24 protein-coding genes are annotated in these 26,925 nt (G+C 65.5%); 18 read left to right on the top strand and 6 right to left on the bottom strand.

What is annotated here, in order from left to right; genetic code table 11:
- Window positions 1-3: 3 nt before the first annotated feature.
- Window positions 4-840 (bottom strand): sulfurtransferase, encoded by an 837-nt coding sequence (locus BM357_RS03085; protein WP_175511424.1) that lies wholly within the window; start codon window positions 838-840, stop codon window positions 4-6.
- 247 nt (window positions 841-1,087) lie between these two features.
- Between BM357_RS03085 and cysK the strand changes: the two genes are divergently transcribed.
- The 4 genes from cysK (at window position 1,088) to thiE (ending at window position 5,116) form a co-directional block, all read left to right on the top strand.
- On the top strand, window positions 1,088-2,020 hold the full coding sequence (gene cysK / locus BM357_RS03080) for a cysteine synthase A (protein ID WP_074949522.1): 933 nt from the start codon (window positions 1,088-1,090) through the stop codon (window positions 2,018-2,020).
- A 664-nt stretch (window positions 2,021-2,684) separates the two neighbouring features.
- Complete coding sequence (thiD, locus tag BM357_RS03075) at window positions 2,685-3,617, top strand: bifunctional hydroxymethylpyrimidine kinase/phosphomethylpyrimidine kinase (RefSeq protein WP_074949520.1); 933 nt, start codon at window positions 2,685-2,687, stop codon at window positions 3,615-3,617.
- Window positions 3,618-4,442, top strand: a complete 825-nt coding sequence (thiM, locus tag BM357_RS03070) for a hydroxyethylthiazole kinase (protein ID WP_074949518.1) — start codon at window positions 3,618-3,620, stop codon at window positions 4,440-4,442. It begins immediately after the preceding gene.
- Window positions 4,439-5,116, top strand: a complete 678-nt coding sequence (gene thiE / locus BM357_RS03065; RefSeq protein WP_083430121.1) for a thiamine phosphate synthase — start codon at window positions 4,439-4,441, stop codon at window positions 5,114-5,116. The genes thiM and thiE overlap by 4 nt, the downstream gene beginning before the upstream one ends.
- Before the next feature lie 79 nt (window positions 5,117-5,195).
- Here thiE and BM357_RS03060 read toward each other — a convergent pair whose 3' ends face one another.
- The 5 genes from BM357_RS03060 to BM357_RS03040 all read right to left on the bottom strand — a co-directional run bounded on the left by BM357_RS03060 (window position 5,196) and on the right by BM357_RS03040 (window position 8,386).
- Window positions 5,196-6,278, bottom strand: a complete 1,083-nt coding sequence (locus tag BM357_RS03060) for a hypothetical protein (protein ID WP_074949516.1) — start codon at window positions 6,276-6,278, stop codon at window positions 5,196-5,198.
- 25 nt (window positions 6,279-6,303) lie between these two features.
- A complete protein-coding gene (locus BM357_RS03055) occupies window positions 6,304-6,615 on the bottom strand; it encodes a hypothetical protein (RefSeq protein WP_074949514.1) in 312 nt (103 codons plus the stop codon).
- Between the two features lie 214 nt (window positions 6,616-6,829).
- Complete coding sequence (locus BM357_RS03050; RefSeq protein ID WP_074949512.1) at window positions 6,830-7,045, bottom strand: hypothetical protein; 216 nt, start codon at window positions 7,043-7,045, stop codon at window positions 6,830-6,832.
- A complete protein-coding gene (locus BM357_RS03045) occupies window positions 7,042-7,260 on the bottom strand; it encodes a hypothetical protein (protein WP_074949510.1) in 219 nt (72 codons plus the stop codon). The genes BM357_RS03050 and BM357_RS03045 overlap by 4 nt, the downstream gene beginning before the upstream one ends.
- 229 nt (window positions 7,261-7,489) lie before the next feature.
- The gene (locus tag BM357_RS03040) at window positions 7,490-8,386 is read right to left on the bottom strand and encodes a YitT family protein (protein ID WP_245783809.1); all 897 of its coding nucleotides are present in this window, start codon (window positions 8,384-8,386) and stop codon (window positions 7,490-7,492) included.
- Window positions 8,387-8,906: 520 nt separating this feature from the next.
- On the opposite strand from BM357_RS03040, the gene BM357_RS03035 reads away from it, so the two are divergent.
- The 14 genes from BM357_RS03035 to BM357_RS02970 all read left to right on the top strand — a co-directional run bounded on the left by BM357_RS03035 (window position 8,907) and on the right by BM357_RS02970 (window position 26,897).
- Window positions 8,907-10,214, top strand: coding sequence for a DRTGG domain-containing protein (locus BM357_RS03035; RefSeq protein WP_074949715.1), 1,308 nt, complete (start codon window positions 8,907-8,909; stop codon window positions 10,212-10,214).
- Window positions 10,215-10,236: 22 nt separating this feature from the next.
- Window positions 10,237-13,206: a DNA polymerase III subunit alpha gene (gene dnaE, locus BM357_RS03030; protein WP_074949508.1), complete on the top strand. Its 2,970-nt coding sequence runs from the start codon at window positions 10,237-10,239 to the stop codon at window positions 13,204-13,206.
- A 345-nt stretch (window positions 13,207-13,551) separates the two neighbouring features.
- Window positions 13,552-14,781, top strand: a complete 1,230-nt coding sequence (gene ystJ, locus BM357_RS03025) for an NADP-dependent malic enzyme (RefSeq protein WP_074949506.1) — start codon at window positions 13,552-13,554, stop codon at window positions 14,779-14,781.
- Window positions 14,782-14,993: 212 nt separating this feature from the next.
- Window positions 14,994-15,191 carry a glutamate decarboxylase gene (locus BM357_RS03020; protein WP_074949504.1) on the top strand — a complete coding sequence of 66 codons (198 nt, stop codon included), beginning with the start codon at window positions 14,994-14,996 and terminating at the stop codon, window positions 15,189-15,191.
- Window positions 15,192-15,219: 28 nt separating this feature from the next.
- Window positions 15,220-16,116, top strand: a complete 897-nt coding sequence (gene accD / locus BM357_RS03015) for an acetyl-CoA carboxylase, carboxyltransferase subunit beta (protein ID WP_074949502.1) — start codon at window positions 15,220-15,222, stop codon at window positions 16,114-16,116.
- Window positions 16,106-17,062 carry an acetyl-CoA carboxylase carboxyltransferase subunit alpha gene (locus tag BM357_RS03010; protein ID WP_074949500.1) on the top strand — a complete coding sequence of 319 codons (957 nt, stop codon included), beginning with the start codon at window positions 16,106-16,108 and terminating at the stop codon, window positions 17,060-17,062. The genes accD and BM357_RS03010 overlap by 11 nt, the downstream gene beginning before the upstream one ends.
- A gap of 193 nt (window positions 17,063-17,255) precedes the next feature.
- On the top strand, window positions 17,256-18,215 hold the full coding sequence (gene pfkA / locus BM357_RS03005; protein WP_074949498.1) for a 6-phosphofructokinase: 960 nt from the start codon (window positions 17,256-17,258) through the stop codon (window positions 18,213-18,215).
- Window positions 18,216-18,319: 104 nt separating this feature from the next.
- Complete coding sequence (gene pyk / locus BM357_RS03000) at window positions 18,320-20,074, top strand: pyruvate kinase (protein ID WP_074949713.1); 1,755 nt, start codon at window positions 18,320-18,322, stop codon at window positions 20,072-20,074.
- Between the two features lie 170 nt (window positions 20,075-20,244).
- Window positions 20,245-20,544: a hypothetical protein gene (locus BM357_RS02995; protein WP_074949496.1), complete on the top strand. Its 300-nt coding sequence runs from the start codon at window positions 20,245-20,247 to the stop codon at window positions 20,542-20,544.
- A 273-nt stretch (window positions 20,545-20,817) separates the two neighbouring features.
- Window positions 20,818-21,864 (top strand): LacI family DNA-binding transcriptional regulator, encoded by a 1,047-nt coding sequence (locus BM357_RS02990; protein WP_074949495.1) that lies wholly within the window; start codon window positions 20,818-20,820, stop codon window positions 21,862-21,864.
- Between the two features lie 12 nt (window positions 21,865-21,876).
- On the top strand, window positions 21,877-23,205 hold the full coding sequence (locus tag BM357_RS02985) for an ABC transporter substrate-binding protein (protein WP_074949493.1): 1,329 nt from the start codon (window positions 21,877-21,879) through the stop codon (window positions 23,203-23,205).
- A gap of 198 nt (window positions 23,206-23,403) precedes the next feature.
- The gene (locus BM357_RS02980; RefSeq protein WP_074949711.1) at window positions 23,404-24,258 is read left to right on the top strand and encodes a carbohydrate ABC transporter permease; all 855 of its coding nucleotides are present in this window, start codon (window positions 23,404-23,406) and stop codon (window positions 24,256-24,258) included.
- Window position 24,259: 1 nt separating this feature from the next.
- A complete protein-coding gene (locus BM357_RS02975; RefSeq protein WP_074949491.1) occupies window positions 24,260-25,090 on the top strand; it encodes a carbohydrate ABC transporter permease in 831 nt (276 codons plus the stop codon).
- A 61-nt stretch (window positions 25,091-25,151) separates the two neighbouring features.
- On the top strand, window positions 25,152-26,897 hold the full coding sequence (locus tag BM357_RS02970; protein WP_074949490.1) for a glycoside hydrolase family 13 protein: 1,746 nt from the start codon (window positions 25,152-25,154) through the stop codon (window positions 26,895-26,897).
- Window positions 26,898-26,925: the final 28 nt, after the last annotated feature.

Raw genomic sequence — 26,925 nt, 5'->3', positions numbered from 1 at the left:
CGCTCACTTCTCAATAGGCGTGCCGACCATGCTGCCCCACTCGGTCCAGGACCCGTCGTAGTTGCGCACCTTCGGATACCCGAGCAGCTCCCGCAAAACGAACCAGGTGTGCGCCGACCGCTCGCCGATGCGGCAGTAGGTGATGACATCCTTGTCCGGCGTGACGCCCTTGCTCTCGTAGAGCGCGCGCAGTTCATCCGGAGACTTGAAGGTACCGTCCTCGTTGACCGCCTGCGCCCACGGGATGTTGATGGCGCCGGGGATGTGGCCGCCGCGCTGGGCCGTCTCCGTCATGCCCGGCGGGGCGATGACCTCGCCGGTGAATTCCTGCGGGCTGCGCACGTCGACCAGCGCGTACCCGCTCTGGCCGATGGTCGCGGCCACGTCCGGCTGTTTCGCCCGGATGGCGAAGTCGGGCTCCTTGGCCTGGTAGGTGACGGGCTGCACCTGGGGGACGTCCTTGACGAACGGCCGGCCTTCCAGTTCCCACTTCTTGCGGCCGCCGTTCATCAGTTTGACCGGTTCGTGGCCGAAGATCTTCAATTGCCAGTAAGCGTACGCGGCGAACCAGTTGTTGTTGTCCCCGTACAGCACGATGAGCGTGTCGCGCGTGATGCCCGACTGGCCGAGCAACGCCTCCAGTTGGTCGCGGCTGAGGATGTCGCGGCGCACCTGGTCGTTCAATTGCGTCGTCCAGTTCCACGCGATGGCGCCTTCGATATGGCCGGAGTCGTAGGCGCTGGTGTCCACGTCGACCTCGACGAGGCGGACATTCGGGTCGTCCTTGTGGGCCGCGACCCAGTCGGTGGAGACGAGTGCGTCCTGGAAGGTGTTGGACAAGAGAATCCCCTCCTTGCGTTTCGCAGGATGCCCGTGAGAATAATCTATTTTCCGGGTGGACTTACAGGTATAATCTACAATGAATCAAGACGGTTGGCAAGGGGGAATCTTCGGACTTCTCCTGGCAAACGATTCGGTTCGTGAGCGCTGGGATCTGTCCGGCGTCCGCCGGGGGACCGGTGTGATTCGCCGAGGCAGGAAGTGGTATGATAGCCCCGTCACCGTCATTGGATGGGAGCGTGTATCGATGGAACAAAAACTGTACGATTCCGTGCTCGATCTCGTGGGCAACACGCCCGTCGTCCGGCTGAATCGGATCCCGGATCCGAACGGCGCCCAGGTGTTCGCCAAACTGGAGTCGTTCAACCCGGGCGGGAGCGTGAAGGATCGGGCGGCGCTCAACATGATCCTGCGCGCCGAGCAGGAGGGCAAGATCACCCCGGGCAAGACGACCATCGTCGAGCCGACATCCGGCAACACCGGCATCGGCCTGGCGATGGTGTGCGCCGCCAAAGGCTATCCGTGCATCATCACGATGCCCGACAACGCCACCGAGGAACGGGTGAAACTGCTCAAGGCCTACGGGGCGAAGGTGGTGCTGACGCCCGCGTCGAAGCGGATGACGGGCGCCATCGAGGAGGCCAACCGCCTGGCCGCCGAGATCCCGGACAGTTTCATCCCGATGCAGTTCGAGAACCCGGCCAACCCGGATGCGCACCGGAACACCACCGCCCTCGAGATCCTCAAGGCGTTTGACGGGAAACTGGACGTGTTCGTCTTGACGGCGGGCACCGGCGGGACGGTCACGGGCACCGGCGAGGTGTTGAAGGAGAAGATCCCCGGGCTCAAGATCTACGTGGTGGAGCCGGCGGGATCGCCCGTATTGTCCGGGGGTCAGCCGGGACCGCACAAAATCCCGGGGACGGGCCCGGGATTCATCCCGGCCATCTTGAACCGGGAGATCTACGACGAGGTCCTGTTGATTGAGGACGACGACGCCCAGCGGATGGCGCGCCGCCTGGCGGCGGAAGAGGGCATCCTGGTCGGCGCGTCGGCGGCCGCGGCGGCGTTCCACGCAGTGCGCATCGCGGCCGGGCTCCCGCGCGACAAGCGCGTGCTGTGGCTGGCGCCCGATACCGGCGAGCGGTACCTGTCCTCGGACCTGTTCCCGAGTGCCTAACCCCTGCTCCGCTTTCTCCTTGCGGCACCGGCGCGGCAACCGGCCGCGTCGGCACCGTGCCGGGCTGCGCCGCGCGCAAAGCCCGTCTGGGATGGCGGGGACGACGCGGGTTGTGGTTCGGTGAGGAAGAAAATTACTTTATCAAGTCCAGTACAATCAATCGAAACTTAAGGAAAGATGGGCCCAAGGTCCCATGCGCATGGCGGGCGTCCTCGCTATACTGTCTCTCGTAGCACTGTACCTAACCCCTGTATTGCGTGTCTTTCGCACACCTACCGTGTGGTAGGTGATTTTTTTTCTGCGGATGGGGCGCGGCGCGGAGCGGCTTGCGCAGCACAAGCGGAGCGCCGCGCCCCACCCTTGCCGAAGGGGATGGCGTCTGCTGAGGCGGCGAAGGCGACTCCATCTGTGCTGCGTGGGCGTTTCGCGAAGTGTCTTGCGCAGCACAAACGAAGCGAAACGCCCACGCCGCCTGCGAGGGAGTGGGGCACAGCGCGAAGCGGTGATGAACCGCCCACGCAACGGCTAAGGGGGTGGGGTGCATCGCGCAGCGGCTTGCGGAGCAGAAGCGGAGCGATGCACCCCACCCGCACGTCATTGCAACCGCGCGGTGGGTGCGGTACATTTCGGCTGTGCACAGGTGTCAGGGACAGGAGGGGCAGACATGCGGATCACCGCATCGGGGCATGTGGTGCGGGCGTTGACCATCGCGGGGTCGGACTCCGGCGGGGGCGCCGGCATCCAAGCGGACCTGAAGACCTTCGCCGCGTATGAGGTGTACGGGGCGTCGGTCATCGCCGGGCTCACGGCGCAGAACACGCTCGGGGTGCAGGGCGTGCAGTACGTCGATCCCGCGTTCGTCCAACAGCAGTTGGACAGCGTCCTCGGCGACATCGGGGCGGACGCCGTCAAGACGGGCATGCTCGGCAGCGCCGAGATCATCTCCGTCGTCGCGGGCCGTCTGGCGGTGGCTGGCGTGGATCGGTTGGTCGTCGATCCGGTGATGGTCGCCAAAGGCGGCGAGGCGCTCATCGACGGCGACGCGGTGGCGACCCTGCGGCAGCGGCTCCTGCCGCTGGCGCGCGTGGTGACGCCGAACATCCCGGAAGCGGAGGTGCTGGCCGGGTTCCCCGTGGATTCGTGGTCGGCGTGTCACCGGGCGGCGGAGGCGTTGCACCGGCTCGGGCCAAAGGTGGTCGTCATCAAGGGCGGCCACAGCCAGGCCGCTTGGCTCAAAGACGCGCCGTGGGACAGCCTGGAAACTCAGGGGCACGCGGTGGACATCGTATACGACGGCGACCGATTCACGTACCTGGCGACTCCGCGGGTCTCCAGCCGCAAGACCCACGGCACGGGCTGCACGTTCAGTTCGGCCACGGCGGCGGGCCTGGCGTTGGGGTGGAGCGACGCCGAGGCCATCGCCTCCGCGAAAGCGTTTATCTACGCGGCCATCGCGTCGGCCGCCGATTGGGATGTGGGCGCCGGGCACGGGCCCACGGATCACTCCGTACGGCCCACGCTGGCCGCGGGCATTCAAGCGGGCGGCGCCTATCGCCTGGTGGACGGGCAGTGGGAACGCCTGGAGGGAGGATGTTAAATGACGACCGTGGATGTGGCGGCGTGGCTGGACAAAGTGCGCCGGGAGCGCCCGCTGGTGCACAACATCACCAACCTGGTGGTGACCAACGTGGCGGCCAACGGCCTGCTGGCCATCGGGGCGTCGCCGGTGATGGCGTACGCCAAGCAGGAGGTGGCCGACATGGCGCGCATCGCCGGGGCGCTTGCGCTGAACATGGGCACCCTCGACGAGGATGTGGTGGAGGCAATGCGGATCGCTGGCCAGGCGGCCAATGCGGCCGGGGTGCCGGTGGTGTTCGATCCGGTCGGCGTCGGCGCCACGCCTTACCGCAACGAGGTGGCCGAACGCCTCACCGGGGAGCTGCAGCTCGCGATCCTGCGCGGCAACGCGGGGGAGATCGGGGTGCTCCTCGGCGCGGGCGGCGAGGTCAAAGGGGTCGACAGCCAGGGGGCGGCGTCCGGGTTGCCGGAGGCCATGCGCCGGTACGCCAGCGCGCACGGGTGCTGCGTGATCGCCACAGGGCCGACGGATTACGTCACGGACGGCGAGCGGGTGTGGGCCCTCTCCAACGGCCACCCGCTGATGGCGGCCATCACGGGTTCCGGGTGCGTGGCCACGGCCATTCTCGGCGCCTTCGCGGCGGCGGCCGGCCGCGGGCAGGACGCGGCGGCGTACGCGGAGGCGGCGGTGGCCGCGCTGACGTGCTACAACGTCGCCGGCGAACTGGCGGCCGACAAGGCACAGGGGCCGGGCACCTTCCAGGCGGCTTTGTTCGATGCCCTGTACCACCTGGACGGCGCGTACGTTAGCGAGGTGGCGAAGATCGAGGTGCTCCCGGCATGACGGGGCGTGCCGGCACCGTGGGTGCGGGGTGGCGCGACCCGGCCCGGCTTCAGCAGGCGCTCAAGCTGTACGTGGTGACGGATGAGCGCCCGGACGGGGAGGCGCTGTTGCCCATCGTGGAACGGGCCATCGCAGGCGGCGCGACGGCGGTGCAGCTGCGACGGAAGCAGGAGCTGGGGCGCCGGTTCGTGGAACTGGGCCGGGCGCTGCGCGAGCTGACGCGCCGGGCGGGGGTGTTGTTTTTCATCAACGATCGCGTGGACGTCGCGGCCATCGTCGACGCCGACGGGGTGCACGTCGGCCAGGACGACATCTCCTGCCGGGACGCACGGCGATTGTTGGGTCCGGAGAAGGTCATCGGCGTATCGGCGGAGACGGTGGAAGAGGCCGTCGCCGCCGAGCTGGACGGGGCCGATTACCTGGGCGTGGGCGCGGTGTATCCGACCCAGTCGAAGCCGGATGCGGGATTCACCGGCCTGGACGGCCTGACGGAGATCGTGCGCAGCGTCCGCATCCCGGTGGTGGCCATCGGGGGCATCGGCCTGGCCAATGCTGGGGAGCCGATGCGCTGTGGCGCCAGCGGGATCGCGGTGGTGTCGGCCGTGATGAGCGCCCCCGATCCGGAGGCAGCGGCGCGGGCCCTGCGATCCCGCGTGGACGCCGAGAGAAGCTGACGAGCGGCTTTGCACACAAAAATCCCCGGCATAGACCGGGGATTTTTGTGCGTTTCCGCGTGGCTCCCTAACGCCCGGGTCAGCTCCCGGACGAGGTGGATCCGACCGCCGTGATGGTCACGTTGCCGCCAGTGCCGTTGCCCGCGGCGCTCCCGCTCGCAGACGTGTTGCCGGAGACCGTGTTGCCGCCCGCAGAAGTGCTCACGCTGGCCGACGTGTTGCCAGCGGCGGTACCGCTCGCTTGCAGGGTATTCCAGGCCGACTGGCGGACCTGTTGCGCCAACGCGGCGAGCTGCTGCGCCGCTTGCTGCATGGCCTTGGTCTTGGCTTGCACGCGTTGATCGGCGGCGGCGATGGCCGCGAGCGCCTTCTGCAGGTCGCCTTTGGCCTGCGCCTGGTCGCCCGTCTGGGCGTTCGCGTCAGCGTCCGATTGGGCTTTGAGCGCATCGTTGAGGCTTTTCAGGATGGACGTCATCTGGTTCATGCCCGTGTCCACGGCGTTCGTGTCGCCGGCGGCCACGGCGAGCTGCATCGCCTGGATGAACTGGCGCGCGGACGCGACCAACTGTTGATGCGCCGCCTGTTCCGCCTTTTGATCCCGGTGCAGGGCCGCCAGCGCCTGTTGCAGCGCCTGGACCGCCGCCCGGCGGGTGGCGTCGGACGAATCCGTACCGGTCTGGTTGGACGTCCCCGTGCTCGCGTTCTGCGTGTTGCCTTCCGTGTTGCCCGCGTCGTTGCCGGCGGTATTGCTCACGGTGTTGCTCACGCTGACCGTGACGTTTCCGTGCGCGCCTGCGGCGGCGCCCAGGAGCCCGCCCCACAGCGCGCCCAGGTGCCATCCGTGATCCTGGTGAACCGGGGCCTTCTCGTCCTTCTGTTTGTTCGCATCCTTGCCGTGGGCGTCGGACGTCTTGGCGGCTTTCGCCGACGAGGCGTCCGTCTTGTCGTGTTTGCCGCTGGTGTTCTGGTGATCCTGATCGCAACCCTGCGCCGAACCAGAGGACAGGTGGCCGTCGAGAAGGCTGTACAGGGTCACATTGCCGTCCGTAGTCGTGTAGTGGGCGGTGCGCTCGTTCGCGAAGGCGACGCCGGGCACCGTGAAGGCAGCGGCGCTGGACAGGGCCATCAAGGCCGTCGCGGTCAGGGTCAACCGGGATTTCATGCTTTGCATTCTCCTCCTTCAGACCTTAATCGTGAATCTGATTGATGGCAGACACCAACTGGTTGATAGAATTTTGGGCCTTTTGCTGCTGCTGAGCGGGGACTTTGCCTGATCCGCCCGCCGCCAGGTTGCTCTCCGCCTGGGTGATGGTGGTGGACGCGGCGGCGTTCGCCGCAGCTCCGGCGGCGTTGCTGGCCGGCGCCGTCCCCGAACCGGGCGCGTCCGCCTTGCCCGCTCCCGTGTGGGATCCTCCGCAGCCCCAGAGGGTGGCTGCCATCACCGCGGCGATGGCCAGGGTCCAGCCCTTGGCGGCTGAGTTTGGCTTCCATCGCTTCACGGTTATATCCTCCTGAATTTCGTCCGTCTCGCGCGAGACACTCATAGCTTCGCCAGGGCACGGGGCGTTGTGAGGGTGGGGGCCTGGGGGAGAAAAGCAAATGCGCGGGGTCGCGTGTGCGACACCCGCGCGGGAGCGAGGGAAGAGAGGGCACGAGTCAAGGGCTGCCGGCCGGGGTGTCCCCCGTCCGGCCCTGCGGGTCCTGCGCCGGAGGTCACGACGTCATCCGGCGGTGGCGGCGCGCCAGCAGGCGCAGGGTTTCCAGCCCGTACACCAACAGCGCGGCGCCGACGAACACCATCACGTGCCAGACGGCGTGCACCAACCGGTAGTCGGGCAGCGTGTCCGGCAGCCCCGGGAAGAAACCGGCCAACAGCAGCACCACCCCGATGTAGGCACACAGGGTGGCCTGTCCCACCGTTCGCTTCACGAGCTGATCCCCCTCTCCTCGGGTTGGGCGATCACGTCGCTGGCGTGGGCCCACCATGCCGTCTGCAGACCGAACAGCACCCCGGCCAGACCGTACAGGGCGTGGGTCAGGTAGTGTTGAATCATTCCTAATTCCGCCCACGTCCGCACGGTCGGCCAGGACGCGAAGATGATGAGCAGTGCGCACGCCACGACGGTCGACGGGATCTGCCTCATCGCGAGACCCTCCTTCGCATTCCAGTACGAGTTCTGGTTGGTCTTTACAGTCTCGTTATAGACAAAAATGAGAGGCGTTAAACGCCCGCCAACCGGCCGGACGAGGCGGTCCAGCAGCCCCTTCCGGCGGGCGTGGTGGCCGTAGCGGCCGTGGCTCTGTGCGGCGTCCCGCGGGCGGCGGGCCGCGAGACGGAGGCGGGGACGGGGACGGGGACGGGGACGGGGGCGCTCAATCCGGCAGGCGGCGGAAGTGACCCACAATCTCCGTCGTCTCGAGGACGGAGATGAAGACGTGCGGATCGATCTCGGTGCAGATGGCCCGCAGCTCCGACAGCTCGAAGTGGGTCAGGGCGCACATCAGCACGCCGGTGGCGGCGTTGGTGTAGGTGCCGGACGCCTGGATGAGCGTGCTGCCCCGCCCCAGCCGCGTGCCGATGGCGCGGGCGATCTCCGGGGCGCGCGGGCTGACAATCAGCGCGGTCTTGCGGTTCTGGAAGTTCATCAGGGTGTTGATGACGCGCGAGGTGGCGAACATCGACACCAGGGAATACAGGCCCGCCTGGACGCCGAAGACGGACATCGACGCGAGCACAATCAGCAGATTGATGCCAAACGACACGCCGCCGACGCTGCGGCCCGTCACCCGGTTGATGGCGAGGCTGAGGATATCCGTGCCCCCGGACGATCCCCCGACCCGGATGATGAGCCCGGACGAGATGCCGAGCAGGACGCCGCCGTAAAGGCTGATGAGCAGCGGATCGGTGGTGGGCAGATGGAACCCGAGGTGCACCAGGTCGGTGAAGGCCGAGAAGGCCACCACCGCGATCCCGGTGAGCAGCACGAACCGCTTCCCGAGAAACCGGTACCCCAGGACGAACAGCGGGATGTTGAGCAGAAAGTAGACGGCCCCGATGGGCACGTGCAGGAAATAATACAGCAGCTGCGCGATGCCCGTCACGCCGCCGGGCAAGATGCGGGCGGGGGCGAGGAAGCTGTTGACCGCGACGGCGCCGATGAGGCAACCGGCGAGGATGATCACGATGCGCACGGAATAGACGAACAACCAGTGCCCTTTCGGGTGGAACACGTCATTGACGTCGATGCGCGGCAGGCGAGGCGACTGCACCCGTTTCCCTCCTTGACAGCAGTCCGGGGAGACCCCGGGATCGACCTTAGTGTAACAGGAACAGGGGCCGGACGCATGTCGCGTTCGCACGGTGTTTTCTGGGTGTCATGGGGCGTGTGGACGGGCCCGCGGGCGCCGCGCCCAACGCGGTTGTGAACAAAATGGTGTTCAATTGACCAGGCTCACAGAGATTTGCAACCGATTCGCACTTATGCGAACGCCTCGGGACACATGTAGGAACGGTTTTCGACTTATCGGGGCCCACGGAGGCGCTGATTGGCTTTCGACGGCCGGCAATAAATGAAATTTTTCACTGTATTCTGATGTCATGAACGAAAATACGTTGAAATGGTTTCGTATTGTCCTGCCTATCTGTTCCAATCACATCAAATTCACGGTTACCTCTCCGGTGCTCCGTCTGTGCCCCGTTCGGCGGGCGCCGCGGGTGCGATGTATAATGGGAAGGGAAGTGGACACTTCCGCCGCGCCGGCCGCGTACGGCGCGGGGACGGAGGACGGCATGGGCACCAAACACGAGCAGATCTTGTCCTACATCGAATCCTTGCCGATTGGCGCGCGCATCAGCGTGCGCGGGGTCGCGCGCACCCTGCGGGTTAGCGAGGGCACCGCGTACCGGGCCATCAAGGAGGCCGAGCTGCAAGGGTTGGTCAGCGCCATCGATCGGATCGGAACGGTGCGCATCGAGCGGCCGCAGAAGAAGCACATCGAGCGCCTGACGTTTGCCGAGGTGGTCGGCATCGTCGACGGCACGGTGCTCGGCGGGCGCGACGGGTTGTACAAAACGCTGAACAAGTTCGTCATCGGCGCCATGCAGCTCGAGGCGGCGGTGCGTTACATCGAACCGGGGAGCCTGATGATTGTTGGCAACCGGGAACAGGTGCAGCGCATGTCGCTGGAACACGGTGCGGCGGTGCTCATCACGGGTGGCTTCACCGCGTCGGAGGAGGTGCAGCGGCTCGCCAACGAGCGGCAACTGCCGATCATCTCCTGTACCTACGACACCTTCACCACGGCCACGCTCATCAACCGCGCCATCTATGACCGGCTCATCAAAAAAGACATCGTCTTCGTCGAGGACGTCCTTAGCAACCAGCAGTTGGCGGTCCTGCCCCGGCGCGCCACGGTGCGCGATTACCTGGACATCGCCGAGAAGAGCGGGCACAGCCGTTTCCCGGTGGTGGACGACGCGGGCCGGGTGGTCGGTATCGTCACCGCCCGCGACGTGGCGGAGTCCGCGCCGGACACGCCGGTGGAGCAGGTGATGTCGCGCAACCCGCACACCGTTTCCTTGAAGACCCCCATCGCGTCGGCCGCGCACCAGATGGTGTGGGAGGACATCGAGCTAATGCCGGTGGTGCAGAACAAGCGCCTGGTCGGCGTGCTGAGCCGCCAGGACGTCATCCGCGCGCTGCAGCTGACCAGCCGGCAGCCGCAGATGAGCGAGACGGTGGAAGGCATCGTCCTGCGCGGGTTCGAGGAGGTTCACCACGACGACCGGACCCTCTCCGTGGTGGGCGAAGTCACGGCGCAGATGACGGGCGCCACGGGGACCCTGGCGACGGGGCCGCTGATGGTGCTGATTGAGAACTGCGCGCTCGCCTGCCTGCAGCGCAACCGCAAGGTGGACATGGTGGTGGAGAATGTCACGCTGTACTTCATGAAACCAGTCCCTGTGGACGCGCGGCTGGAGGTGCGCGCCCGCATCCTCGACTTCGGGCGCCGCTTCGCCAAGGTGGACGTCGAAGTGTACGCGGGGCAGGACTTCAGCGCGAAGGCCATGCTGACGACCCAGGTGTTGGAGCGATAAGCGCCGGGAGGAGGGATGGAGGATGGAATTCGTTCACCTGCACGTGCACAGCGAGTATTCGCTGCGCGAAGGGGCCCTTCGCCTGGCGGACCTGGTGCGTCTGGCGGCCGAGATGGAAATGCCCGCGGTGGCGGTGACGGACACCAATGCCCTGTACGGCGCCGTCGCTTTCTACCAGATGGCGAAACAGGCGGGCGTGAAGCCCATCGTGGGCGCGCAGTTGGCCGTGGGCGCCGACCAGGACGCGGAGACGTTGGCGGAAGGCCGGCCGAACGGTCCGCCGCTCGATCACGCCGTCCTCCTCGCCACCGGCTACGAGGGCTACCAAAACCTCGTGCGGCTCGTCACGCGGGCGCACCGGCGGGATCGTCAGCCGTTTGTGACGTTCTCGGAGTTGGCCTCCCATTCGGCGGGCCTCATCGCCCTGGTGGGCGGGGGGGAGTCGCTGCCTTTGCGCTGGTTTTCGGCCGGGCGCGAGGAGGAGGCGATGGCCTGGTTGCAGCGGTGGGCGGACGTGTGGCCAGCGGGTGACCTGTACATCGATGTGCAGGACCACCAGTTGCCCGAGGAGCGCCGCGGCTTGCCGGGCCTGGTGCGGGCGGCGCGCCAACTCGGCCTGCCGCTGGTGGCGACCAACGATGTCCACTACGCCCGCCGCGAGGACGCCCCCGTGCAGCGGGTGCTGGCCCAGATTGAGGCCGGTCCCGGGGCGCAGATGCTGCAGGGAGATCTCTACCACTTCGCGAGCCCGGAGGAGATGGCGCGCCGGTTCGCCAAGCTGCCGGAGGCGCTCGCGGGCACCCTGGCCATCGCCGAACGGTGCGAGCTCACGCTGCCCGTCGGACAGACGCTGTTGCCCCGCTATCCGACGCAAGGGGAGCCTGCGGCCGTGGTGCTGCGGCGGGCGGCGGAGGCCGGGGCGCGCCAGCGGTACGGCGAGCTGACGGACGCGGTGCGGGATCGCCTGGACTACGAGCTGGGCGTCATTGAGCGGATGGGGTTTTCCGATTACTTTCTGGTGGTGGCGGATTTTATCCGCTTCGCTCACAAGAACGGCATCTCCACCGGCCCCGGGCGCGGGTCGGCCGCGGGGAGCCTGGTGGCGTACGCGCTGCGCATCACCGACGTGGACCCGCTACGGCACAAGCTGCTGTTCGAACGCTTCCTCAATCCGGAACGCGTGTCGTGGCCGGACATCGACACCGACTTCGAGTATGAGCGCCGCAACGAGGTCATCCGGTATGTGGTGGAACGGTACGGGGTCGATCACGTGGCCCAGATCGGCACCTTCGGCACCCTCGCGGCGCGGGCGGCCATCCGGGATGCCGGGCGGGCGCTGCAGGCGGATGCCGGGGTCATCGACCGGCTGGCCCGGTTGATTCCGTCCCACCCCGGCATGACCCTGGCCAAGGCGCTGGAGGAGGCGCCGGCCATCGGCCAGATGCTGGCGGAGAACCCCGAGGCGCGCAGGGTCTGGGAGACGGCCCGGGGCATCGAGGGCTTTCCGCGCCACACCTCCGTCCACGCCGCCGGGGTGGTGATCTCGCCGGTGCCCTTGAGCGATCTGGTCCCGGTGCAGCCCGGGGCCGACGGCGTGCCGGTGACGCAGTACGCGATGGAGGACATCGAGGCCCTAGGACTCATCAAGATGGACTTTCTCGGGCTGCGCACGCTCACGTTGATAGACCGCTGCACCGCCAGCGTTGAGGCGCGCACCGGACAGAAGCTGGACTGGCGCCGGATCCCGGAGGACGATCCGCGGACGTACGCGATGCTCTCCCGCGGCGAGACCAACGGCTGCTTCCAGTTGGAGTCGGCGGGGGTGCGGCGGGTGCTGCGCGATCTGCGCCCGACGGGGCTGGAGGACCTCATCGCCGTCATCTCGCTGTACCGGCCGGGGCCGATGGAGAACATCCCGGCCTTCATCGACGGCAAACACGGCCGGGCGCCGGTGACCTATCCGCATCCGGACCTGGAGCCCATCCTGCGGGACACCTACGGGGTCATCGTGTACCAGGAGCAGATCATGCAAATTGCCTCGCGGATGGCCGGGTTTTCGCTCGGCCAGGCCGACCTGTTGCGGCGGGCGGTGGGCAAGAAGAAGCGGGAGGTGCTCGACGCGGAGCGGTCGCGCTTCGTCGAGGGGTGCGTCCGGTCGGGGTATGACGAGGCCCTGGCCCACAGCGTCTACGACCTCATCGTCCGCTTCGCCGATTACGGTTTCAACCGCAGCCACGCGGCGGCATATGCGGTGCTCGCGTTTCGCACCGCCTACCTGCGGGCGCACCACACGGCCGATTTCCTGGCGGCGCTCCTGACGATGGCGATGGGGGACGAAACCAAGACGCGGGAGTATGTGCGCGACGCGCGGCAGCACGGCATCCGCGTCCTGCCGCCGAGCGTCCTCGAGAGCGGCGCCGGGTACACGGTGGAGGCGGACGACGCCATCCGCACCGGGCTGCTCGCCATCCGCAACGTCGGACGCGGTGCGGTCGAGGCCATCCTGGAGGCGCGGGCGCAAGGGCCGTTTCGGTCGCTGGTGGACTTTTTGCAGCGGGTCAATCCGAGGGCGTGCAACCGGAAGGCGGTCGAGAGCCTCCTCGCGGCGGGGGCCCTGTCCTCGTTTCTGCCGAAGGGCGCGGGCCGCCAGGCCGCCCTGGACATCCTCGAGGAGGCGTATCAACTGGCGGAGGAGGGCCGCCAGTCGCAGGGCCTCGGCCTGTCGTGGGACGAGGGGCGTCCAGTCCAGGAGCGGGTGCTGTACATCCGTTACGACCCGCGGCGGGGGCCCGAGGACGTGCTCGAGCGGGTGAAAGAACTGTTGGTCCGACAGCCGGGCCCGGTCCGGGTCGCCCTCTACGACCAGGCGCGGCGCCGCGCGCGGCTGCTGCAGCCGCGCTGGTCGGTGGCGCTGACGCCGGAGCTCATCGGGGCCCTGGAAGAAGTGGTGGGCATCGGGAACGCGAAGGTCGGTTGGATGCCGCGCCGGTGATGCGCCGGGGACCCGGGGATCCGGGGATCCGGGGATCCGGGGATCCGGGGATCCGGGGATCCGGGGATCCGGGCGACTCGCCGGGGACGCACGCGTGAAACGCCGGGGCGCCACAAGTGGCGCGCCGCTGACATCTTGGGGACACGCCCGGGATCTCCGGGGATGATCAATGTTCGAAACGTGCTATAATGTCTGACAACGGCGGCTGCGCGCATTCGCTGCGGAACCGGGGAGCGGGCCGCCGGCATGCGACGCGGGCATCGCACGCTGGCGCCGCACGCCGGCGTCGCATCATGGAGCAAGCCGTCTGAGAAGTGGCACCAATCCGCAAAGGGGATGTTTTGCGTGGCGTTGCGGGAGGACGCGCTGGAGTTGCACCGGCTCAACCGCGGCAAGCTGGCGGTGCAGCCGAAGGTGCAGGTGGAGAACGCGCGCGACCTGAGCCTGGCATACTCGCCGGGGGTCGCGGAGCCCTGCAAGGAGATTCACCTCGACAAGTCGAAAGCGTACGAGTACACTGCGAAGGGCAACACGGTGGCCATCGTCACCAACGGGACGGCGGTGCTGGGGCTTGGGAACATCGGCGCGGCGGCCGCCTTGCCGGTCATGGAAGGCAAGGCCGTGCTGTTCAAGGCTTTCGCAGGCGTCGACGCCTTCCCCATCTGCCTGGACACAGAGGATACCGACGAGTTGGTGCGGGCGGTGAAGATGCTGGAACCCCAGTTCGGCGGGGTCAACCTGGAGGATATCGCGGCGCCGGCCTGCTTTGAGATTGAGGAGCGCTTGAAGCGGGAGACGGACATCCCCATCTTCCACGATGATCAACACGGCACTGCGATTGTCACCCTCGCCGGCCTCATCAACGCCCTGAAGGTGGTCGGGAAGCGGATGCAGGACATCCGCGTCGTCGTCAACGGCGCCGGGGCGGCGGGCATCGCCACCGTGAAGCTCCTGTTGTCCGCCGGGGTCCGGCACATCATCCTGTGCGACACGAAGGGCGCCATCTACCGCGGGCGGACCGCCGGCATGAACGAGGTCAAGCGGTTGGTGGCGGAGAACACCAACCCCGAGGGGAGACAGGGGACGCTGGCCGACGTGATCGCCGGGGCGGACGTGTTCATCGGCGTCTCCGTCGCGGGGGCGTTGACCGGCGAAATGATGCGGACCATGAACGAGGATCCCGTCATTTTCGCGATGGCCAATCCGGTACCGGAGATCCACCCGGAGGAGGCGCTGGCGCTGGGGGCGCGGGTGGTCGGCACGGGGCGCAGCGACTATCCGAACCAGATCAACAACGTGCTCGCCTTCCCGGGCCTGTTCCGCGGTGCGCTCGACACCCGGGCCAAGCACATCACTGAGGAGATGAAGATGGCGGCCGCCTATGCCATCGCGGGTTTGGTCAGCGACGAGGAATTGCGGCCGGACTATGTCATCCCGAAGCCGTTCGATCCGCGCGTCGCCCCAGCCGTCGCGGCGGCGGTGGCGCAGGCGGCCATCGAGGGCGGGGTCGCCCGCGTGAAGGTGGATCCCGCGGAGGTGGCCGAGCGCACGCGGCGCATGGCGAGCATTCATTGACCGACAGGTGACGCTGCCGGTCCGCGGCGAGGGGGTGCCCGGGGACGGCGCGCCAGGGGATGGGCGCGCCGCGCGGCACCCCTTTGGTTTGTGAGTCCTCCGGCGCGTGTGATAGAATCATGGACGACACGTCATCATATCCGTGACCAGGGGTGGCCCGGGCAGGCCCGGGGCGGGGCCGCGGGTTCCCGGACAGGGGAGAATCACCTGCCATGTGGACCGTCATCTACATCGCGCAGTCGGACAAGCAGGCGGAGCAGATTCGACGCCGGCTGGCGGACGAAGGGTTCTTGGTCAAGGTTCGGAAGACGCACGTCTCCAAACAGCAATACGAGATCCTCGTCCCGGAGAGCGAGTTGGACGAGGTCCAGGAAGTGTTGAACGACGTGCTGCACTCGTCGTACGAATAAGCACGCGGCGTGCACGCGAGGTGACAAGGTGCTCAAGGACCTGTTTCATAAAAAGCGCCAGTACGCGACCCTCGCCACGAAGGCGGAGGATCGGGCGAAGGGGCCTGCCGCGGCGCCGAGGGACAACATCCCGCAGGGCCTGGTGAACAAGTGCCAGTCCTGCGGTGCGCTCTTGATCTCGAAGGAACTGCAAAAGCATCTCAACACCTGCCCCCACTGCGGTTACCATTTTCCAGTCGACGCCCGCATGCGGATCGACATTACCCTCGACCCCGACAGCTTCTTTGAATACGACCCCGGGATCACCTCCGTCGATCCACTGTCGTTCCCCGGCTATCCCGAGAAGCTGCGCAAGGCACAGGAGGCCACGGGCCTGCTGGAGGGGGCGGTCACCGGCGAAGGGACCCTCGACGGGCACCCGGTGGTCATCGGCGTCATGGATTCCCGATTCATCATGGGCAGCATGGGCTCCGCGATGGGCGAGAAGCTGGCGCGCGCCATGGAACGCGCGGCGCAAAAACGCTATCCGCTCATCCTGTTCACGGCCTCGGGCGGGGCGCGCATGCAAGAGGGCATCCTGTCGCTGATGCAGATGGCGAAGACCAGCGTCGCCCTGGAGCAGTTGCACGAGAAGGGTGTGCTGTTCGTGTCCGTCATCACCCACCCGACCACCGGGGGTGTCAGCGCCAGCTTCGCGAGCCTCGGCGACATCATCCTCGCCGAGCCCGGCGCTCTCTTCGGGTTCGCCGGCCGGCGGGTGATTGAGCAGACCATCCGCCAGAAGCTGCCGGACGACTTTCAGACCGCCGAGTTCAACCTGAAGCACGGGATGGTGGACAAAGTGGTGGACCGCAAGCAGATGCGCGACACCCTGGCGGCCATCCTGCGCATCCACGCGGCGAGGGGGTGGGCGAATGCCCAATGAGCTGGAGTTCGAGAAGCCCATCCTGGAGCTGCGGCAAAAGGTCGACGAACTGCGCCAGCTGATGGAGACCACCGGCATCGACCTCACCGAGGAGGTCGCCAAGCTGGAGGAGCGGCTGGCGGAGCTCTCGCAGAGCGTCTACCAGGGGCTCACCGCCTGGCAGCGGGTGCAGTTGGCGCGCCAGCCGGGCCGGCCCACGACGCTGGATTACATACGCGGCCTGTGCACCGATTTTGTCGAATTGCACGGGGACCGGAATTTCCGGGACGATCCCGCCGTCGTCGGCGGGATCGGCCTCCTCGAGGGGCGGCCGGTGACGGTCATCGGGACGCAGAAAGGCCGCGACACCAAGGAGAACATCTACCGCAACTTCGGCATGGCCCATCCGGAGGGCTACCGGAAGGCCCTGCGGCTGATGAAACAGGCGGAGAAATTCGGGCGGCCGGTGATCCTGTTCATCGACACGGCCGGCGCGTATCCGGGCATGTCCGCGGAGGAGCGCGGCCAGAGCGAGGCCATCGCCCGCAACCTGCGCGAGATGGCCGGCCTTCGCACGCCGACGGTGTGCTTCGTCACTGGCGAAGGGGGCAGCGGCGGTGCCCTGGGACTCGGGGTGACGGACCGCGTCTACGTGCTTGAATACGCCTGGTACTCGGTCATTGCCCCCGAGTCGGCGGCGGCCATCCTGTGGAAGGACGCCAGCCAGGCCCCCCGGGCCGCTGAGACGATGCGCATCACCGCGTCCGATCTCCTGGCTTTCGGCATCGCCGACGAGGTCCTGCCGGAGCCGCCCGGAGGCGCCCAAAAGGACCCCGCGGCGATGGTGGCGCGGGTCAAGGAGAAGGCTGTCCAAGCGCTCGAGGAGCTCTCCCGGGTCCCTATTGCCCAACTGCTGCAGGCGCGTTACGATAAGTACAGGGCTATGGGAAGTTTTGCGGAACGGTGAACGGATTTGGTGCCCGTCTGACGGCGGGCACCCCCTTCTGGATCAAACGGGACAAAAAATGTCCAGGCGGGCAAAATGTGTTCCCGCGAGGCCAGGCCGGAAGAAGGGTACAAACTGTATACCAAGACCCAGCAGAAGCCTCCGCGACATCCGCTGACCGGGCGGAGAGGAGGCCAGAGGGGAGGAAACGGGTGTGAAGCGGATCGCGGTGTTGACCAGCGGCGGCGATGCGCCGGGAATGAACGCGGCGGTGCGTGCGGTGGTGCGGACAGGCATTTATCACGGCCTGGAGGTCATCGGCATTCAGCGCGGGTACAGCGGGTTGTTGCACGAAGAGCTGATGCCGATGACCCTTGGCTCGGTAGCCGATGTGATTCAGCGCGGCGGCACCGTGCTGTACACGGCGCGGTGCGAGCCGTTCAAATCGCCCGAGGGCCAGCGGCAGGGGTACGAGGTGTTGCGCAAGCACGGCATCGACGGGCTGGTCGTCATCGGCGGAGACGGCTCCTTTCGCGGGGCTCAGAAACTGGCGGAGCTCGGCATGCCGACCATCGGCATCCCGGGCACCATCGACAATGACATCCCCTGCTGCGACGCCACCATCGGATTCGACACGGCGGTCAACACGGCCATCGAGGCCATCGACAAGATCCGCGACACGGCGACTTCCCACGAGCGCACCTACGTGGTCGAGGTGATGGGCCGCAACGCCGGCGACATCGCGCTGCACGTGGCCTTGGCGGGCGGGGCCGAATCGGTGCTGATCCCGGAGGCGCCCTTTTCGCTGGACGAGGTGATCCGCCGCTTGGAGCGCGGTGTCGCGCGCGGCAAAAAGCACTCCATCATCCTCGTCGCGGAGGGGGCGGGCAGCGGGATTGAGATCGGCAAACACCTGGCGACGCACACCGGTTTCGAGGTGCGCGTGACGGTGCTCGGCCACATTCAGCGCGGCGGGGCGCCGTCCGCGCGGGATCGCGTGCTGGCCAGCCAACTGGGCGCCTACGCGGTGGATTTGCTGCGCCAGGGGGCGAGCGGTAAAATGGCGGCGACGCAAAACGGGGCGCTGGCCGCGGTGGACTTTGAGACGGTGTTCACGACGGCCAGGAAGCCGGACATGCGGCTGTACGAGCTGGTGAACATGCTGTCCATCTGAGACGCGGCGGCGCGGGTGGCCGCGCGGACGGCAGGTTGTGCCCGGGCGGGGCAAGGGTCTTGGCGGCGCTCGCGCGTTGGACTTTGGATGAAGGGTGAATGGGCATGAGGAGAACGAAGATCGTATGCACCATCGGGCCGGCCAGCGAGTCGCCCGAGATGTTGGAGGCGCTCATCCGCGCCGGCATGGACGTGGCGCGCCTGAACTTTTCGCATGGCACGTATGACGAGCATAAGCAGCGCATCGACCGCATTCGCGAGGCGGCCCGGCGGGTGGGCAAGCACGTGGGCATCATGCTCGACATCAAGGGGCCGAAGATCCGCACCGGCAAGATCCAGGGCGGGCAGGCCGAGCTGAAGGACGGAGCGACCATCGTCCTGACGGTCGATCCGCTGGAGTATGGGACGGCCGAGCGGGTGTCCATCTCGTACGAGGGGCTCGTCGAAGATGTGTACCCCGGCGCGCCCATCCGCATCGACGACGGCCTGATTGGCCTGGTGGTGGAGCGGGTCGAGGGCCGGGACATCGTCTGCCGCGTGACCAACGGCGGGATCCTGCGCGACCGAAAGGGCATCAACGTCCCCGGCGTGACGCTTCGCATCCCTGGTGTGACGGAGAAGGACGCGGCGGACATCCGATTTGGCATTGAGCAGGGCGTGGATTTCATCGCGGCCTCGTTCGTGCGCAAGGCGGCTGACGTGCTCGAGGTCCGGCGCCTGCTGGAGGAGCAGGACTACCACGCGGACATCATCGCGAAGATTGAGACGCAGGAGGGCCTCGACCGCCTCGCGGAGATTGTCGAGGTGGCGGACGGCATCATGGTGGCCCGCGGCGATCTCGGCGTGGAGGTCCCGACGGAAGAGGTGCCGCTGGCGCAAAAGCGGATGATTGCCCTGTGCAATGCGGCGGGCAAGCCGGTCATCACGGCGACGCAGATGCTCGACTCGATGCAGCGCAACCCGCGGCCGACGCGGGCGGAGGCAAGCGACGTGGCGAACGCCATCTTCGACGGCACGGACGCCATCATGCTCAGCGGCGAGACGGCGGCGGGCCGCTACCCGCTGGAGGCGGTCCGGACGATGGCGCAGATTGCGGAGCGGGCCGAGCGGGCGCTCGCCGAGCACGAGGTCGCCGGCCGGCACAAGACGGGCGTGGAGCGGGCCATCACGGATGTCATCGGCCACGCGGCGCAGACGATGGCATCCGATCTGGGCGTGAAAGCCATCCTGACGGCGACGACCTCCGGCTACAGCGCCCGGATGATGGCCAAACACCGGCCCGCTGCGCCCATCGTCGCGGCGACGCCGCGGCCGGAGGTGGCCCGACGGCTGACGGTGACCTGGGGCGTGTACCCGGTGGTGGTGCGGGAGGCGTCGACCACCGACGAGGTCCTGGAGACGGCCGTCGACGGCGCGCTCGACGCAGGCCTGGTCCAGCACGGCGACCTGGTGTTGATCATCGCCGGGGTGCCCGTCGGTCAGCGCGGCACGACGAACCTCATCAAGGTCCACACCATCGGCGAGGTGTTGGTACAAGGCATCGGGATCGGCCAAAGGGCGGTCAGCGGCCGGGCTGTCGTCTCGCGAAACGCGGAGGACATCCTGGCCCGGACGAAGGAAGGGAGCATCCTCGTCACGACCAGCACCGACGCGGATCTGGTGCCGGCGATGGAGCGGGCGGCCGCCATCATCACCGAGGAGGGCGGGCTGACCTCTCACGCGGCCATCGTCGGCCTGAACCTGGGCAAGCCGGTCATCGTGTCGGCGCAAGGGGCCTTGGCGAAGGTGGAAGATGGGGCGCTCATCACGGTCGATCCGCAGCGCGGGCTGGTGTACAAAGGCCGGGCCCAGGTGTTGTGAGGCGGTCGGCCGCGCGGGGGGGAGCCATTGGCTTGCTGACCGCAGGCTGTCCCTGCCGGCCCCAGCCTGCCCCGCGGTGGAACATGGGGGAACGCCGTGGCATGTCCGGAGCCTGTGCATAGGGTGGAAGTGAATTCATCTTCCACGTTCATGCGAAGGAGGCATGCCGCATGTTGACCCTGATTGCACACCATCTGGGGATGCTGGTGGCCCTCTGGAGCGTTCTCATCCTCACGGGCGTGAACCTGGTGGTTCAGGTCATCAAGGGGCTCACGGGCCGGGGTAGCTGGCAGGAGATGGCGAACGCCGCGACCCATCCGCTGCTGTACCACATCTTGCCGCTCATCCTGCTGGCCGGGTTGACGACCCTCGACCCGACGCACTTCTTGATCCTGATTTGGTACTACCTGGCCGCACTGTTGATCATCGTGGTCGATCTCTTGAACCTGTCGCAGTACATCAAGCGGTAATTCAAAAGGCACTGGCTGTCAATGGCCTCCGCCCCCACTCCGCCTTGGCCTCTTCGGCCAAGGCTTTTTGGTTTCTCCCATCTCTTGACGACGCCATGAAAGCGCTATACCATGAAATCGAAATCGGGATGAAACCGATTTATGAAACTGTTTCATCCGTGGTTTCAGTGCCGCGTTTCATGGGTTTCCGCTGGACGATGTGGCTTTTCGGTGAAGAGACGGCCAGGGGCGGAGGGGCGGCACGCAGATCGCCAAAATGGGGGTGAGAGCGGAATGCGGGTGACCATCCGTGACGTGGCAAAGCATGCCGGGGTGTCACCGGCAACCGTGTCGCGCGTCCTCAATCGACCCGAATTGGTGGATCCAGCCACGCGCGAGAAGGTTCGGCGGTCGATGGACGAGTTGGACTTTCAACCGAGTGCGGCCGCGCGCGGCCTGAGCGTGCGGAGGACGGACACGATTGGGTTGATTGTGCCCGGCATCACCAACCTGTTCTTCAATGAACTGTACGCCGGGATTGAACAAGCGGCATCCCGTCACGGTCGGAAGGTTCTCATGTTCAACACCGAAAATTCGGCACACCGCGTTCTGGATGCGTTTTCATTCATGCGGCAACACGAGGTGGACGGCATTCTCTACACCAGTGAAACCTTGGATGAAAATGCCGATCCGTTGCTGCAACGCATCGGCATCCCGGTGGTTCTGGCGCTCACCGAGTCCCTCGCGAAAACGCCGCTGTCCGCTTACAAGGTGGATGAGCGGAGAGCCGTCTTCGACGCGGTGGCCTACCTGGTCACACGCGGACACCGGCGGATCGGATTTTTGGGTGGGCAGATGCCGCACGATATCACCGGCCAGCAGCGCTACGAAGGGTTCCTGCAGGCTGTGCGCCATTTCGGACTCGAAAGCGGAGAGGCCTGTGTGGAGTTTGGCGATTACAGGATGGAAAGCGGTTATACCTCGATGCAGCGGTTGTTGGAACGGCAGAGTGAGCTTCGTTTGACGGCGGTTGCGGCAGCGAGCGACGAAATGGCCCTGGGTGCGATTCGCTGCCTGAACGACCGCGGTTTCCGAGTGCCGGACGACATGTCCGTCATGGGATTCGACAATCTTCAGATCGCCTCGATGCTGACACCGCGCTTGACCACCGTGGCGCAGCCGTTTCGGGAGATCGGTGCCCGGGCGGTGGAACGTTTGGTCGAATTGACCGAACATCCCCATCTGAGCAGCGCGGAGCACGGGGTGCACTACCTGCCGCACCACATCGTGGAACGGGAGTCGGTGCGGCCCATTCTGGATGGTCTGGACAGTCGACCATGAGGAGGGTGACCTATGAAACCTGTCTTGGCATTGGTGTCGTCGGCCGCTGCAGCAGGCATGTTGCTGGCCGGTTGCGGGAGTGCGCAGACGACGGCGAACACGCCGGGGAATTCGACGAATGCCAACCCTGCCGGGAGCATCGACCTGAGTCACGCGAGCGGAACCGTGGTATGGGCAGCTCCCCCGATCACGCACACGGGTTTGCGGAAGGCACTCATTGACGCGTTTGAAAAATCTCACCCGAATATCCACGTTGAATTGCAGGACCAGAACAGCGACACGGATACGAACCGGGCGAGTTTGACCACCACCATCGGCGGAGGTTCGGCCACACCGGACGTTTACCTGGCGGATGTCATCTGGCCGGCGCAATTCGCAAACGCGCAATTGGCACTCCCGTTGGATGACAAATTGCCAAAGGACTTCTGGGATCGATTCTCCGACGGGTTGGTAGAAGGTGCGACGTACCAAGGCCACATTTACGCGGCGCCTTTCTTTGCGGATACCGCATTCCTGTTCTACCGCAAGGACCTGCTGGAAAAGGCCAATCTCCCGGTTCCTACAAGTTGGGAGCAGGTGGAACAGGAGGCAAAGACGCTGCAGCAAAAGGGCTTGGTCAAATACGGGTTTGTCTGGCAGGGAGCATCTTACGAGGGACTCACCTGTGACTTCACGGAGTTCCTGGCGGACGCGGGCGGCCGTGTGTTGGACGACAGCGGCAAGCCTGTCCTGGACTCCGACGCGGCGAAAAAGGCCCTGTCGTTTTTGAGGGATTTGGTGCAATCGGGGGTTTCCCCCAAGAGCGAGGTCACCTTCAAAGAGAACGATACGATGGACGCGTTCAATCAGGGGGACGCGGCGTTCCTTCGCAACTGGACGTATGCGTGGAACAATTCGCAGACACCAGGGCAGTCCAAGGTCGTCGGCAAGGTGGGGGTCGTCGCCTTGCCGACATTCGGCGGCAGCGAAGGTTACAGTTGTGTCGGAGGATGGGACCTGATGGTCAATCCGCACACCAAGAACCTTGCGGCGGCGTTGGCCTTCGTGGACTGGATGACCGGTCCAGACGCCCAGTCCATCCTGGCGAAACGTTTCGGTGAGATCCCAACCAACAAACAGGTGGCCCAGGATCCGTCCCTCGCACAGCTGAGCCCGGTGTTCTCCGTGATTCCGAAGGTGAAATTCGTACCGCGTCCAGCACAGACGCCCAATTATCCGCAGGTGTCGCAGGCAATTTACACGAACGTCAACCAGGCCCTGACGGGCAGTGTGTCTGTGGACGACGCCTTGAAGAAGGCTCAGCAGCAGGTGCAGTCCGCGGTCAGCGGCAGTGGATTGTAAGTCAAACCATCCCGTCCGTTGCACTCGGGGAGGCAGGCAGGAGGAGCGGCGGAGATCCATGGACTCCGCCGTCCTGTTTTGGAGGTGAGGATCATGCCGTACGCGGCCGGGGCGGAGGGACAACCAGATGTTTCTGGAAGGATCAGGGTTCGACGGCACCGGACACACCAGGACGGGGACCGCAGGGCGGGTTATCTCATGCTGCTGCCCTCCGCTGTGGTGGTGGCCGGAGTGACCGTGTTCCCCATCCTCTACTCGGTTTGGATGAGCTTCCATGACGTCCATCTGACGGTCAACGGTTACGACATGCGTTTCACAGGGCTGGCGAACTACGGGACGCTGGTGCACAGCAGCGCATTCTGGCACAGTGCATGGTTCACGACCTATTACGCGGTGGTGACCGTTTTTGCCGAATTGATTCTGGGAATGCTCATCGCTCTGGCCATTTACCGGGTACAGCGGCTGAAGAACCTGTCGCTGGTGGTCATGCTCATCCCTTGGTCGTTGATCACGGTCGTTTCGGCCCAGATGTGGTCGTACATCTACAACGGCGTCTATGGTGTGCTCAATGCGATTCTCCAGGCCTTGCATCTGATACAGGCTCCGGTGACTTGGCCGGGGACCTCGACAGGCGCCGTCTTGTCGATGATGGTGGCGGACATCTGGAAGACCACGCCTTTCGTCGTCATCATCCTGCTGGGAGGCCTGCAGATGATCCCCGCCGAGTACCATGAGGCGGCGGTCATGGACGGCGCAGGGCCATGGACAGTTTTTTGGAAGGTCACCTTTCCTCTGCTCCGGTCGTCAATCGCGCTGGCGGCGGTGTTTCGCATCCTCCAGGCCTTTGGCGTATTTGACCTGCCGTTTGTGTTGACCGGCGGTGGACCGGGGAACGCCACGACTTCCCTGGCGGTATTGGGGGAGCAGGCGCTGTTCCAGAACCTGCACTTCGGCGTGGGGGCCGCGGTGGCAGTCAGCACCGTGCTCATGGTGCTCACCTTGTCGTTGATTTTCTTGTCTGCATTTCGAGCATTGGTCGAGGAGGGCGCGTGACATGGTGGAAAGCCGTTGGCGCACAGGACTCGGCTACGCAGTGCTGGTGTTGTTCTTGGTGTTGATCTTGTTGCCCTTCTATTGGATGGTGGTCACCTCGTTCAAGCCCACGGGCGAAGTGGCAGCGTATCCGCCCACGGCGTGGCCGGTGCACTGGACGCTTGAGCACTACCGAAACGCATTCCTCCGGTATGGCTTCGGCGTATACTTGCGGAACAGCGTCATTGTCACCTGTTTGACCACGCTGTTCGTCGTGATGTTGTCCAGCATGGCCGGTTTTGCGATCGCCCGTCTTCCCGTCCGCGGAAAGACACCGGTGCTGATCTTCCTGCTGATCATCTCCATGTTCCCGGCCATCGCCATCGTGACGCCCCTGTACATGTTCATGCGGGCACTCGGCTGGCTGAACTCGTATCAGGCGCTGATTGTCCCGTATACCGCGTTCAACCTGCCCTTCGCGATCTGGATCATGCGCAACTACTTCCTGCAGGTGCCAGGGGTGTTGTTGGAGGCGGCAAAAATGGACGGGGCATCCGTGTGGCAGACGTTCCTGCGAATCTTTTTGCCCCTGACGACGCCGGGCATCTTCACCACCGCGGTGTTCACGTTCGTCGCCGCTTGGACCGAGTTTTTCATGGCGCTGGTGTTCAACGCGTCGAAAACCATGCGGACCATCCCTGTCGGTATCGGGTTGTTCAGCGATCAGTACAACGTTCCTTACGGGGACATCTTTGCCGGGTCTGTCCTATCCATTCTGCCCATTGTGGTGTTGGTCGCGGCGTTCCGGAAATGGATCGTCTCCGGTCTCACCGCCGGTGCAGTGAAGGGTTGAAGGTCATCTCGAAGTGGTCTCAAGAACGGTTGAGGAGGTCGTGAAGTCCGTGTCTACCTCTTTGGCAACATCGACGAATGCTCAGCCGCAGTCCTGCCGGCCGGCATGGTGGAAGGAAGTCGTGGTGTACCAGATTTACCCGAGATCGTTCATGGACACCAATGGCGACGGGATCGGTGACCTCCGCGGCATCATTGCCAGGCTAGATTACCTGCAAACCCTTGGCGTCGACGTGTTGTGGCTGAACCCCATCTATGATTCGCCCAATGACGACATGGGCTATGACATCCGCGACTACCGCAAGATTATGGCTGAGTTTGGCACCCTGGACGATTTTGACGAGCTGTTGCGCCAGGTGCACGCGCGCGGGATGAAACTGGTGATGGACCTGGTGGCAAACCACACCTCCGACGAACACCCGTGGTTCGTGGCGTCAAGATCCTCCAGGGACAATCCGTACCGCGACTGGTACATCTGGCGGGACGGGAAGGACGGACGGGAACCCAACAACTGGCTCTCTCACTTCAGCGTTCCGGCCTGGACATGGGACGAACGGACCGGTCAGTACTACCTGCACCTGTTCAGCCGCCGTCAACCGGACTTGAATTGGGAAAACCCGAAGGTGCGCGAGGCCATCTTCGATATCATGCGGTTCTGGCTCGACAAGGGGATCGACGGATTTCGCATGGACGTCATCAATGCCATTGCCAAAGCGGAGGGCTTGCCCGACGCACCGGCCCAGCCTGGCCAGCGGTACGCCTGGGGGGGCCAGTATTTCCTGAACCAACCCAAGGTGCACGATTATCTGCGGGAAATGCACGAGAAAATCCTTTCCAAATACGACATCATGACCGTTGGAGAAACGGGCGGCGTCACGACGGAACATGCCCTCCTGTTCGCTGGCGAGGATCGGCACGAGCTCAACATGGTGTTCCAATTCGAGCACATGAGCATCGACGCCACGGACGGTGACAAGTGGCGGCCGAGGCCGTGGCGCCTGACCGAGTTGAAGGCCGTCATGAGCCGGTGGCAAGACGAACTGTACGGAAAGGCGTGGAACAGCCTCTACTGGAGCAACCACGATCAGCCACGGGTGGTCTCCCGGTTTGGAAATGACGGTCCCTACCGGGTGGAGTCGGCGAAAATGCTGGCGACCGTCCTGCACATGATGCAGGGCACGCCGTACATCTACCAGGGCGAGGAAATCGGGATGACCAACTGTGCGTTCGACCGCATCGAGGACTATCGGGACGTGGAGATCCATAACCTCTGGCAGGAACGCGTGCTCAAAGGGGGCGAGGATCCGGCCGCCATCTTGCGGGTGATTCACCTGAAGGGCAGGGATAACGCACGCACCCCCATGCAATGGGATGACTCCCCCAATGCCGGTTTTACGACGGGGACGCCCTGGATCCGGGTCAATCCCAATTACCCGGAGATCAACGTGCGGCAGGCCATGGCGGATCCGAACTCCATCTTCCACCATTACCGGCGCCTCATTCAATTGCGCAAGCAGCATCCGGTGGTGGTCTACGGCAAGTACGAACTCCTCCTGCCGGAGGATGAGGAGATCTGGGCGTATACGCGTACCTTCATGGACGAACGCTGGCTCGTCGTCGCCAACTTCTTTGATGGCAGCCCGTTGTTCGAACTGCCGCCGGCGGTCCCGTGTCAAGGGGGGGAATTGCTGCTGGCCAATTACCCGGTCGAACCCCACGGGGAGGGCGTCGCGGACGAGAATCCGCCCCACCGGTTCCGTCTGCGGCCATACGAGTGCAGGGTGTACCGGCTGACCGGTTGGCGATGAGGTCGTCCTGGCGTCCCTCCGACCCGTG

The organism is Paenalicyclobacillus macrosporangiidus (genome assembly GCF_900116805.1).
In the GTDB taxonomy this organism is placed as follows: Bacteria; Bacillota; Bacilli; order Alicyclobacillales; family Alicyclobacillaceae; genus Alicyclobacillus_H; species Alicyclobacillus_H macrosporangiidus.
The sequence above is the reverse complement of the archived record's forward strand: the minus strand, read 5'-3'. Positions and strand labels throughout refer to the sequence as shown.

Excerpts from the sequence above, each read along its gene's own strand:
- cysK (WP_074949522.1), top strand. The coding sequence starts at position 1,088 with ATGGAACAAAAACTGTACGATTCCGTGCTCGATCTCGTGGGCAACACG.
- thiD (WP_074949520.1), top strand. The coding sequence starts at position 2,685 with ATGCGGATCACCGCATCGGGGCATGTGGTGCGGGCGTTGACCATCGCG.
- thiM (WP_074949518.1), top strand. The coding sequence starts at position 3,618 with ATGACGACCGTGGATGTGGCGGCGTGGCTGGACAAAGTGCGCCGGGAG.
- thiE (WP_083430121.1), top strand. The coding sequence starts at position 4,439 with ATGACGGGGCGTGCCGGCACCGTGGGTGCGGGGTGGCGCGACCCGGCC.
- BM357_RS03060 (WP_074949516.1), bottom strand. The coding sequence starts at position 6,278 with ATGAAATCCCGGTTGACCCTGACCGCGACGGCCTTGATGGCCCTGTCC.
- BM357_RS03045 (WP_074949510.1), bottom strand. The coding sequence starts at position 7,260 with ATGAGGCAGATCCCGTCGACCGTCGTGGCGTGCGCACTGCTCATCATC.
- BM357_RS03035 (WP_074949715.1), top strand. The coding sequence starts at position 8,907 with ATGGGCACCAAACACGAGCAGATCTTGTCCTACATCGAATCCTTGCCG.
- dnaE (WP_074949508.1), top strand. The coding sequence starts at position 10,237 with ATGGAATTCGTTCACCTGCACGTGCACAGCGAGTATTCGCTGCGCGAA.
- BM357_RS03020 (WP_074949504.1), top strand. The coding sequence starts at position 14,994 with ATGTGGACCGTCATCTACATCGCGCAGTCGGACAAGCAGGCGGAGCAG.
- BM357_RS03010 (WP_074949500.1), top strand. The coding sequence starts at position 16,106 with ATGCCCAATGAGCTGGAGTTCGAGAAGCCCATCCTGGAGCTGCGGCAA.
- pyk (WP_074949713.1), top strand. The coding sequence starts at position 18,320 with ATGAGGAGAACGAAGATCGTATGCACCATCGGGCCGGCCAGCGAGTCG.
- BM357_RS02995 (WP_074949496.1), top strand. The coding sequence starts at position 20,245 with ATGTTGACCCTGATTGCACACCATCTGGGGATGCTGGTGGCCCTCTGG.
- BM357_RS02990 (WP_074949495.1), top strand. The coding sequence starts at position 20,818 with ATGCGGGTGACCATCCGTGACGTGGCAAAGCATGCCGGGGTGTCACCG.
- BM357_RS02985 (WP_074949493.1), top strand. The coding sequence starts at position 21,877 with ATGAAACCTGTCTTGGCATTGGTGTCGTCGGCCGCTGCAGCAGGCATG.
- BM357_RS02980 (WP_074949711.1), top strand. The coding sequence starts at position 23,404 with ATGCTGCTGCCCTCCGCTGTGGTGGTGGCCGGAGTGACCGTGTTCCCC.
- BM357_RS02975 (WP_074949491.1), top strand. The coding sequence starts at position 24,260 with ATGGTGGAAAGCCGTTGGCGCACAGGACTCGGCTACGCAGTGCTGGTG.